Source organism: Gymnodinialimonas mytili, from assembly GCF_037544085.1.
Lineage (GTDB): Bacteria > Pseudomonadota > Alphaproteobacteria > Rhodobacterales > Rhodobacteraceae > Gymnodinialimonas > Gymnodinialimonas mytili.
The window spans coordinates 991,064-1,001,428 of record NZ_JBBIFW010000001.1 but is presented as its reverse complement, the minus strand read 5'-3'; the positions used below and the strand labels follow the sequence as shown (position 1 = coordinate 1,001,428).

General features: G+C 60.2%; 8 protein-coding genes and 1 tRNA gene. All 9 read right to left on the bottom strand.

Features of this window, described 5'->3' with window-relative positions; all coding sequences use genetic code 11:
- Positions 1-76: 76 nt before the first annotated feature.
- The gene (locus V8J82_RS04960; RefSeq protein ID WP_339972754.1) at positions 77-2,506 is read right to left on the bottom strand and encodes an aerobic carbon-monoxide dehydrogenase large subunit; all 2,430 of its coding nucleotides are present in this window, start codon (positions 2,504-2,506) and stop codon (positions 77-79) included.
- Complete coding sequence (locus tag V8J82_RS04955) at positions 2,503-3,033, bottom strand: (2Fe-2S)-binding protein (protein ID WP_339972752.1); 531 nt, start codon at positions 3,031-3,033, stop codon at positions 2,503-2,505. Before V8J82_RS04955 ends, V8J82_RS04960 begins: the two co-directional genes overlap by 4 nt.
- A 79-nt stretch (positions 3,034-3,112) precedes the next feature.
- Complete coding sequence (locus tag V8J82_RS04950) at positions 3,113-3,967, bottom strand: FAD binding domain-containing protein (RefSeq protein ID WP_339972750.1); 855 nt, start codon at positions 3,965-3,967, stop codon at positions 3,113-3,115.
- A gap of 111 nt (positions 3,968-4,078) precedes the next feature.
- Positions 4,079-5,206: an MHYT domain-containing protein gene (locus tag V8J82_RS04945; protein WP_339972748.1), complete on the bottom strand. Its 1,128-nt coding sequence runs from the start codon at positions 5,204-5,206 to the stop codon at positions 4,079-4,081.
- A 224-nt stretch (positions 5,207-5,430) separates the two neighbouring features.
- Positions 5,431-5,505 (bottom strand) — tRNA-Gln (locus V8J82_RS04940).
- A 74-nt stretch (positions 5,506-5,579) separates the two neighbouring features.
- Positions 5,580-6,887, bottom strand: coding sequence for a mechanosensitive ion channel domain-containing protein (locus V8J82_RS04935; protein ID WP_339972746.1), 1,308 nt, complete (start codon positions 6,885-6,887; stop codon positions 5,580-5,582).
- 6 nt (positions 6,888-6,893) lie between these two features.
- Positions 6,894-7,727 carry a 3-deoxy-8-phosphooctulonate synthase gene (gene kdsA / locus V8J82_RS04930; protein WP_339972744.1) on the bottom strand — a complete coding sequence of 278 codons (834 nt, stop codon included), beginning with the start codon at positions 7,725-7,727 and terminating at the stop codon, positions 6,894-6,896.
- A 40-nt stretch (positions 7,728-7,767) separates the two neighbouring features.
- Entirely contained in the window at positions 7,768-9,516 is a 1,749-nt protein-coding gene (locus V8J82_RS04925; RefSeq protein ID WP_339972742.1) for a KpsE/RkpR family capsule polysaccharide export protein, read from the bottom strand.
- On the bottom strand, positions 9,494-10,153 hold the full coding sequence (locus V8J82_RS04920) for an ABC transporter ATP-binding protein (protein ID WP_339972740.1): 660 nt from the start codon (positions 10,151-10,153) through the stop codon (positions 9,494-9,496). Before V8J82_RS04920 ends, V8J82_RS04925 begins: the two co-directional genes overlap by 23 nt.
- Positions 10,154-10,365: the final 212 nt, after the last annotated feature.

The window sequence follows — 10,365 nt, the reverse complement described above, 5'->3', positions numbered from 1 at the left end:
CTCCCCCCTCCCCCCCCCCCCCCCCCCCCCCCCCCCCCCCCCGCGGGTCCAATGTCTCGAAGCGACATCGGACCCGCTAATTGTGCAGCCCAAGCTCATTGGCGGTTTTCCAGATCCGCCAATGGTCGTGCGGCATGTTGGTGTGGCGCAGACCAAAGGCACGGAAGGCATCCTGCACCGCGTTGGAGAAGCACGGCACACCGCCCACATGCGGGCTTTCGCCGACGCCCTTGGCTCCGATCGGGTGATGCGGGCTCGGCGTCACCGTGTAGTCGGTCTCATAGTTCGGCACTTCCCACGCAGTCGGCAGGAAGAAGTCCATCAGCGTGCCCGTCTTGCAGTTGCCCATGTCGTCATAGGCAATCTCCTGCCCCAGAGCGACGGCGAGCGCTTCGGTCAGACCGCCATGCACCTGCCCTTCGATGATCATCGGGTTGATCCGGGTGCCGCAATCATCCAGCGCATAGAAGCGGCGGATGTCGGGCACGCCGGTATCCACGTCGATGTCCATCACGCAGACATACGCGCCGAACGGATAGGTCATGTTGGGCGGATCGTAGTAGCTCACCGCTTCCAGCCCTGGCTCGCTTCCTGGAATGGCCTGATTGTAGGCAGCGAAGGCGATCTCCTTCATCGTCTTGAACCGCTCCGGCGCGCCTTTCACGACGAAGCGGTCGACATCGAACTCCACATCGTCATCGTGCACTTCGAGCAGGTAAGCCGCGATCATCTGTGCCTTGGCCCGGATCTTCCGGCCTGCCATGGCCGTTGCCGCCCCAGCAACAGGGGTAGAGCGAGAGCCATAGGTGCCCAAACCATACGGTGCCGTATCTGTATCGCCTTCCTCGATGGTGATGCTGTCGGCGGGCAGGCCGATTTCAGACGCAAGGATCTGCGCAAAGGTCGTCGCGTGGCCTTGGCCCTGAGAGATCGTCCCTAACCGTGCAATCGCAGAGCCGGTGGGGTGGATGCGGATCTCGCAGCTGTCGAACATCCCAAGGCCGAGGATGTCACAGTTCTTGACCGGCCCGGCGCCCACGATCTCGGTGAAGAAGCTGAGGCCGATGCCCATCAGCGTGCGCGTCTTGCCCGCCTTGAACTCTTCCACGCGTTGCGCTTGCTCCGCCCGCAGCCCGTCGTAATCGACCGCCTTCAGCGCCTTGTCCCAAGCCGTGTGGTAATCCCCGCTGTCATATTCCCAGCCCAAAGCTGCCGTGTAGGGAAACTGTTCCTTCTTGATGAAGTTGATCCGGCGCAGCTCAGCCGCGTCCATGTCCAACTCGATGGCCAGAACCTCGATCATCCGCTCGATGAAATACACCGCCTCGGTCACGCGGAACGAACAGCGGTAACTGACTCCACCGGGCGCCTTGTTGGTATAAACGCCGTCCACCTCCAGATAAGCCGTGGGGATGTCGTAGCTCCCGGTACAGATATTCATGAAGCCAGCGGGGAACTTCGTGGGGTCTGCGCAGGCATCGAATCCGCCGTGATCCGCCGTTACATGGCAGTGCAGCCCGGTTATCTTGCCCTCTTTTGTGGCGCTGATTTTTCCGGTCATATGATAGTCGCGGGCGAAGGCCGTGGTCATCAGATTGTCCATCCGGTCTTCGATCCATTTGACCGGCTTGCCGGTCACGATGGAGGCCACGACCGAACACACGTAACCCGGATAGGCGCCGACCTTGTTACCAAACCCGCCGCCGATATCAGGCGAGATCACGCGGATGTTGTGCTCTTCGATACCGGAGATCAGCGATACCACAGTGCGGATCGCATGGGGCGCCTGGAAGGTCCCCCAGAGCGTCAGCTTGCCGTTGACCTTGTCCATCGACGCCACGCAGCCGCAGGTCTCCAGCGGGCAGGGATGCGTGCGATGGTAATACATGCTCTCCTCGGCCACGACCTCGGCATTGGCGATGACCTCCTCGGTCGGGTCCTTGTCCCCCGCCTCCCAGGTGAAGATGTGATTGGCATGCTTACGCGGCCCATGCGCGCCGTCCGGCAAGGACCCATCTTCGGCCACCAGATCCTCGCGCAAGACAACGTCGGATTTCAGCGCCTCGAACGGGTCGACGATCACGGGCAGCTCTTCATATTCGACCTCGACCGCCTCGATCCCATCGGCGGCGGCATAGCGGTCTTCAGCCACCACAAAGGCGACCTCCTGACCCTGGAACAGCACCTTGCCATCGGCCAGAACCATCTGCTTGTCGCCCGCCAGTGTCGGCATCCAATGCAGACCCAGCGGCTCCAGATCCTGCGCCGTCAGCACGGCAAGGACACCCGGCACCTTCAGCGCTTCCTCGGTGTCGATGCTGGTGATCCGCGCATGGGCGTAGGGCGAGCGCACGAAATCGCCAAAGATCATGCCATCGAGCTTGATGTCATCGACGTAGTTGCCCTTGCCCTGGGTGAAGCGCGCGTCCTCGACCCGCTTGCGCGAACAGCCCATGCCCTTCAGGTTGGCAACGCGGTCCTCGCGGTTTTCCACTTCGTCCTTCATTCCGCCGCCTCCACTTTTTGATTGCCTACCGCTTCGCTGCCCGAGGCAGCGGCCGCATTCATCTCAGCCGCAGCCGCTTGAATGGATTTCACGATGTTCTGATACCCGGTGCAGCGGCAGATATTGCCCGCCATGCCAAAGCGGATCTCTTCCTCGGTGGGGTTCGGGTTCTCTTCCAGCAGCTTCGTCGCCCGCGTGATCATCCCCGGCGTGCAGTATCCGCATTGCAACCCGTGATGCTCCTTGAACGCCGTCTGCAGCGGATGCAGATCATCCGGACCGCCGATGCCTTCGATGGTGGTCACCTCGGCACCATCGGCTTGCGCCACGAACATCGTGCAGGCCTTCACCGACTTGCCGTTCAGCGTCACGGTGCAGGCCCCGCAGTGCGAAGTCTCGCACCCGATATGCGGCCCGGTGATGTTGAGCCGCTCGCGCAGTGTATAGATCAGAAGCTCGCGCGGCTCAGCCAGGAACTCCTCATCCTTGCCGTTCACGGTCAGCTTGATGTGCATTTTCTTCGACATTTGGTGTTCCTCCTTCGCCCTGATCCTTCGCGTCGCGGGCGCGTGGCCCAAATGCATCGCGGATCAAAGGCAGCCTCCCTTAGGGGCGTGACCAAGCACGTTCGATGGCGCGGCGCAGGATCACGCCAGCCACATGTTTCTTGAAGGCCACGGGCCCGCGATTGTCTTCGGTCGGGTCGATATCGTCCAACATGGCCGCCATCGCGGCTTTCAAGGCGGCGTCATCCACAGTCGTTCCGACAAGAGCGGCGCTGGCGGCTTCCGAATAGATCGGCGTATCGCTCAGATTGGTCATGGCGATGGAAGCTGAGCTGCAGACGCCGTCCTGTTTGACGATTTGAACCGCTGCAGCCGCGGTCGCATAGTCGCCGATTTTGCGCTTTTGCTTTTCATAGGCATGGCCGCCCTTGGGCAGCGGGATTGTGACCGAGGTCAGCACCTCTTCATCCTCGCGGGCAGTCATATAGGCCGCTTCGTAAAACTCCCGGGCAGGGATGTCGCGTTCGCCGTGGGGACCGATCACAGTGAAGGTCGCGTTGAGGCACTGCATCAGTCCCGGCATGTCGTTGCCCGGATCGCCATTGGCCACATTACCACCCACCGTGCCCATGTAGCGCACCTGCGGATCTGCGATCTGTAGCGCCGCTTCACGCAGGATCGGCGCGGCGGTGGCCAAGACATCGTCATCGATGATTTGCGCCTGGGTCACCATAGCGCCGATGTGGATGGCGTCGGGCCCGATCTCGATGCCCGACATGCCGCCCACGTCCTGCAGGTCGATCAGATGGGGCACGTCAGCCATGCGCAATTTCATCATGGGGATCAAACTGTGCCCGCCCGCCATAACGCGCGCATCGTCGCCATGCTCTTCCAAGATGGACAGTACACCCGCCATATCTTTGGGCCGGTAATACTCAAACGCCGCTGGAATCATTGGCTCTCCTCCCTTCAAGCAAATGTTCTGGCTGAAGAGAAGCCTGCATACATGCGCATGCCGCGGCTTTAGGAAATCAATGAAAAACAGGTATTTTGCACGAAATGCGCGCTAGCTTGCACCAATTGCGCCGACTTGCGACGCCAGGGCATCCTGGATCGCTTTCAGCTTGGACCGGCTCACGGGGGCGGGGGGCAGATCCTTGCCTTCGAAGATGCAGCGCCCTTTGTCTTTGGTCCGCTCGAACCGGGCAACGTGGCGCGGATTGACGAGGTAGCTTCGATGCGTTTGCAGAAACCCGGCGGGGAGCAGACGTTTGGTCGCCTCGGTGACAGGCCAAACGCAAAACAGCCGCTCGGTTTTTGTATAGATTTGCGTGTAATGGCCATCTGCGCGCACGAACAGAACCTCATCCGGCGCGATAAAGACCTTGCCGCCATCACGTTCGCAGGGGATTTGCAATCGGGCAATGGGCTCGACCCGTTGTCCGGGCATCGGATCGGTGTCTGGCCGTTGCTCGACCTCGGGCACGACAAGATAGGTGACGCTCACCCACAGACAGGCGCCGAAAATCACGAAACTGAAGAAGATGACGCCAAGCGCGAGCGTCTCATTGCTCATGGTCGGTCCGAATTCGGCAAAGCTGGGTGCGGCCACGAAATTCGTACCCACCATTGCGAGGAAGTGCACCGAGAACACCGCGACCGCGAAGCACAAGGTCCCGAGAACGATGTTGCGGTTTGTGCGGTGCCCATAAGCGACCCAAAAAGCGAGAATGCAGAGCCCCATGGCAACAACAGAGGAGGCGATGATGCCAGCCGGCGTGTAAACGGCGCGGCACATCTCTAGCCCCGCCATACCGATGTAATGCATCATCAAAATGCCCACGCCGACAACACCACCGGCCAGGGTGATAATCCGCGGCGTGCGTTCGGCGAAATGCAGCAAGATCAATGCGCCGCCGACGATCAGAATTGCAGTTAAGGCCGAGACCAGCGTGATCGCGGCGTCGTAGTAGAACAGGATCGGCAATTGCAGGCCCAACATTGCCACAAAATGCATCGCCCAAATTCCACCGCCCAACGCGATGGCGGCCAGCGCAATCGACACTTTCTTCTGCAGGACGGGTTTGTGGGAAAGATCACGCGTCAAAGACAGCCCTGTGAACCCTGCAACCAGCGCGACCACAAAGGACATAGCGACGAGAAAGCTGTTGTGAGTGGCGTCCAAGACCTCCATGCGGCAAAAATGACGAAAGACATCCCGCTTGGCAAATGAGGAAATTGTGTCGCGTGATCGTCTCAGCTGGGTGGTATCTTCAAAGGCTCGTTGCGACGCATCAATGAGATGAACCGGATTATACCGGCGCCAGGGTCCCTGGAAACATCTGCCGGATAAGATGATCGTCCCATGGGATCCAGGACCGCACGAAGCGGTTTCATCGATCAATAACGGTTGGATATTGGCTGGGGTGGTAGGATTCGAACCTACGGTACACGGTACCAAAAACCGCTGCCTTACCGCTTGGCTACACCCCAACCGTGCCGGGGGAAATACGACGCGCGGGCTGCGGGATCAAGCGGAAAAGGCGGCCTTTTGTGGCGATATTAGACTATTCCTGCGGCGCTTCGCGACGCAGCAAGTCATCCTCGGGCAACGCATCGCGTTCGGCCTCAATTATTTTCTCCAGCGCGACGACGTCATCTGTGCCGACATTCTGCACTTCGACCGGTGCTGACGGTGGCGCGGGCGTCAGGTTTGTGTCCGATGCGCCAGGCAACCCGATCAAGCGATAGGTCGGTTCAGGCAGCCCGATCCCGGCCTCTTCCAGCCGCGCTTTCACGATGCGCACGGCCTCGCCCTTAGCCATCCCAATGGCGGTTTCATGTTGTTTGATCCAGCCCGCCGCCGTTAGATCGATGGTCGAGGCGCCCAGACCCTCGACCCAAACGGCCGGTCCGGGGTCATCCAAGAGAAAGGGCAATTCCCGAAGCGCGGCCAGGATGATCCCCTGCGCTTCGGCGATATCCGCTTCAGGATCGACACCGACGAGAAAAGTGAAGCGCCGTTCGTCATTGCGCGTGTAGTTCACGATCTTGGCTTTGAAGACCGTCGCATTGGGGATGCGAATATGATTGCCGTCCAAGCTCAGCAGGATCGTAGCGCGGCTGGTCAGCCGGATCACGTGGCCCAGGTCTCCGCCAATCTCGACCAAATCCTTGGGCCTAAATGGCTGGCGGATCGACAACATGATCGACGAAATGAAGTTCTCGACCGTATCGCGGACCGCAAATCCGATTGCCAGGCCGACGATCCCCGCCGCCCCTAGAATGGTGCCCAACAACGCCGTGGCATTCAGCAGATCCAGCGCCAGCACGATCCCCAAAATCACGAAGCTGAGCCGGACGATTTGCCGGTAGATGTCGGCGATAAACGCGTTTGGCGCGAGTTTTTCCCAGGGCCAGCGGCGCCGTGCGAGCCAAAACCCGAATGCCGTCATCAAGACACCGGCCAGCAGAGCCACAAGCACCAGCGGTGAAAATGCGACCGTCTGCGCCCATCGTTCCTGCATCCGTTCAATGGCGGGGTTCAGCCGTTCGACGACATCTGTTGTCTCGGTCACGCGGTTCTCGATCGCAACGACGCCGTCGACACGCGCCACAAGCGTGTTGAGCGCATCGATCTGTGCGGCCTCCAAGATCTCTCCGCGCAGGGTGACGATGCCCTCGGTCGCTGCAACGCGGACGTCTTCATAGCCGTCCAATTGGCGCAAGATCGCTGTGATCCGCTCCACGATGGCCGCATCCTGGCGCTGGTCGCTCTCAATCGAGATGCCACCGTTGGGTTGCGTTGCCGGGCTTTGCGCGGCCACGGGCACAGCGCAGATGACGGCGAGCATGAGGCAGAGAACGCGGCGCATGGTAGCTCAGATCCGAACCGGACTGGCCTTGGCCACGGCATCCAGCGCCATCAAGGTCTGCATCAACGCCGCCATATCCGACAGGTGGATCATATTGGGGCCATCCGATGGGGCATTGTCCGGATCTTCGTGGGTTTCCAGAAACACGCCACCAATTCCAAGCGCGACCGCGGCACGCGCCAGAACGGGCGCAAATTCGCGCTGCCCGCCGGATGACCCACCCAGCCCACCGGGCTGTGCCACCGCATGGGTCGCATCCATGATCACCGGATATCCCGTCTTGGCCATCTCGGGCAGGGACCGCATATCGGCCACCAACGCGTTATAGCCAAAGCTTGCGCCGCGTTCGGTCAGCAGCAGCCGCTTGTTGCCTGTGCTTTCGATCTTTTCAACGACATTGACCATGTCCCAAGGCGCCAGGAATTGGCCTTTCTTGACGTTGATCGCCGCACCGGTTTCGCCTGCAGCCAGCAGCAAATCGGTCTGGCGACAGAGAAAGGCGGGGATTTGCAGGATGTCGACGGCCTCGGCCACGCGCGCGCATTGGTCGGGCGCATGAATGTCTGTCAGAACCGGGCAGCCGAATTCATCGCGGATCTGCGCCAGGATCGATAGGCCAGCCTCCATCCCCAGGCCGCGTTTGCCCGAAAGTGAGGTGCGGTTCGCCTTGTCATAGCTGCCCTTGAAGACATATTGCGCGCCGGTCTTAGCGCAGATCTCAGACATCTGGCCCGCGATCATGCGCGCATGATCCAAGCTTTCCAATTGGCAAGGCCCTGCGATCACCGTCAATGGCGCGTCGTTTCCGACGTGAAGAGGCCCGATTTCGATCCGTTCCATGCGCCGCAATCCTTCCGCAGGCCCCGGCGCCTGGCAACGGTCAGGAGCTGACTTGTTCGCGCAGGATCGAGGCGGTCATCGACACCAACAGGTAGATGCCAGAAAAGACGACGAGCGCAAGCAGCGTATTCTCGAATGCTTTGGGAAAGGCGGCCTCATCGGGTGCCAACGGCGCGGTTGCCATCGAGATATACAATGTCTGGCGGTTCGCTTCGATCCGTGCGGATTCCATGGCCTGCAATGCTTCGGTCAGCATCAATTGCCGGGTTTCCAAGTCGGCTTGCGCGATCACCAATTCAGATTGGATCCGCGCCAAGGAGACTTCGCCCTGATCATCGCCGGTCAGAGATTCACGCAGGTTGGCAATCACCGATTCCAGTCGCGCGATATTGGCCTCAGCTACCTCTACCCGAGTTGCATTGGGGCGGGCGGCGGCTTGGATTTCCGCAAGGCGCAAACGCTCCTCCGACAATTGCAATTCGAAATTCGAGATCTGCCCGAAGACTTGGTTGACCTCCGCCTCGGCGGACAACACGCCGCGTTGTTCTTGCAGGTTTAGAACGCGGGTCTGAGCGGACAGAACACGCGTCTCGGCATCCTCAAAGCTTTCGCGGGCGCCGACCATCTGATCCTCGCGCAGGCGCGACGACATTTGATCAACCCGTTCTTCGGCGTAGGTCACCAATGCTTCGGAGAATGCCTGGCTGACGGCAGGATCGGCAGCCAAAACCTCCATCCGGACCAGACCTTCCGTCGGATCGTAGCCGATGGTCAGATTGCGGATATAGGTGTCATACATCTGCTCGTTGCTGGCGTCAGGCTCTAGCCTGGTCAGGACATCGATGTTGTCGCCCGAGAAATGGCCGCGGAAATCAAGTTCCTCGTCCAGACGCAACATGGCTTCGCGGCTTTGCAGGTAGCTTTGCACGGTGATCGATTCTTGCGCCGTCGCAAAACCGCCACCGCCAAGAAGCCCACCCAAACCGCCGCCAGCGCCGCCGGATGACGCTTCGGCCTTTTGGATCACGAATTCGGTGTTGGTCGCGTACATCGGCGTGGCGACCATGTAGAAATAATAGCTGACCAACAGGGTCGGCAGAAAGACGAAGATCGAGAGACGCGTGGCCAATTGCACCAGTTTGCGGCGCCGGCGGCGGGCAATATCGCGTTGCACCCGGATGATCTCGGCGGCGCGGTTCTCAGCGGTGTAGGTGCCGGGCGGCGGAACTGCGGGCGTTTTCGCGCTTGCCGCAGCGACGGGCAGGTTTTTGGTGCTCTGACCAGAGGCAGCACTGTCGATGGCCGATGAAGGTGCGGTTGTGCCTTTGGCCCTATCGGGTTGAACCAATTCCAACATCGATCCGCCGCCAAAGGGATCGATGCCCCTTTGCCGAAGCAGGCGAACGGCATCGAAATCCGAGCTTGGCTGCAGCCCGTGCTTTTGCGCCTTGCGCCGTGCCATGCGCAATTGTCGCCCTGTCAGCGCTTCGGCCCGGATGGCCTCGATCTCATCTCTCACATCAGCGGCGGCTTGGCTGACCTGTTTCTGGGCGGCAACATCCGGCGGATTGCTGGCAGGGGCCTGCGCGCGATCATGGGCGGCAGAGCCGGGGAAGGCAGTGTTGCCAAAGCCATCTTCTGTCACATTGGGCAAGCTATTGTCCGGGGCCGCAGATGCGTCCGGCGCCATTTCAGGCTGAGGCGCCTGGACATTCCCGGTGCGCGCAGCCGAGGCACTCGCATTGCTTTGGCGGATGCGAAACTTTCTAGCCTTGGGTTTCGTAGTCATAAAGCTGCTTGGCCTCTTCCAAGGTATCGAATTCGTAAAGCTTTCCGTCGCGCAGCACGGCCGCCCGACGGGCAAATTTTTCCAATGTCTGCGCTTGGTGCGAGACGATCACAACCGTCGCATCGCGCAATCGCTCTGCCAGAATGTCCCCTGCGCGCCGGTTGAATTCAGCATCGGTCGAGGCAGGCATCCCCTCATCAATCAGGTAGATGTCGAAGTCCAGCGCCAGAAGCAGAGAGAAATTGAAGCGGCTGCGCATGCCCGCAGAATAGGTACCAACAGGCATATCAAAATATTCTTCGATCCCGCAAACCCAGCGGCAGAACGCCTCGACATAATCGGGGTCCAAACCATAGAGCTGTGCAATGTAGCGGCAGTTTTCCATGGCGGACAGCTTAGGGATGACACCGCCCATGAACCCCAGAGGGAACGAGATCCGCGCATCACGGATGATGGTGCCTTCGTCGGGCTTTTCGAGGCCGCACATCATCTTGATCAATGTGGTCTTGCCGGTGCCATTGGGGGCGAGGATCCCCACCGAATAGCCGACCTCAACGCGAAACGAGGCACGATCCAAGATCACCTTCCGGCGTTCCCCGGTCCAAAAGGACTTCGATACCCCATTAAATTCGATCATCTGCCTGCCCGCATTATGTGCCGCTGCGTGCACTTGTACATCTTGCACGTCAACGAATTGGAAACATAAAGGTCCAATACGGCGGGATTATGTCTAAAAAACCGGTTTCGGCCCGGTTAGCCCCTCTCAAATCGCGTGAGAAAGAGGCCTTGATCGCGCGATGCGCCCGTGGGGCGCTTCGCTTGGTGCTCGTCTCAGGCCAAGAACGGCAT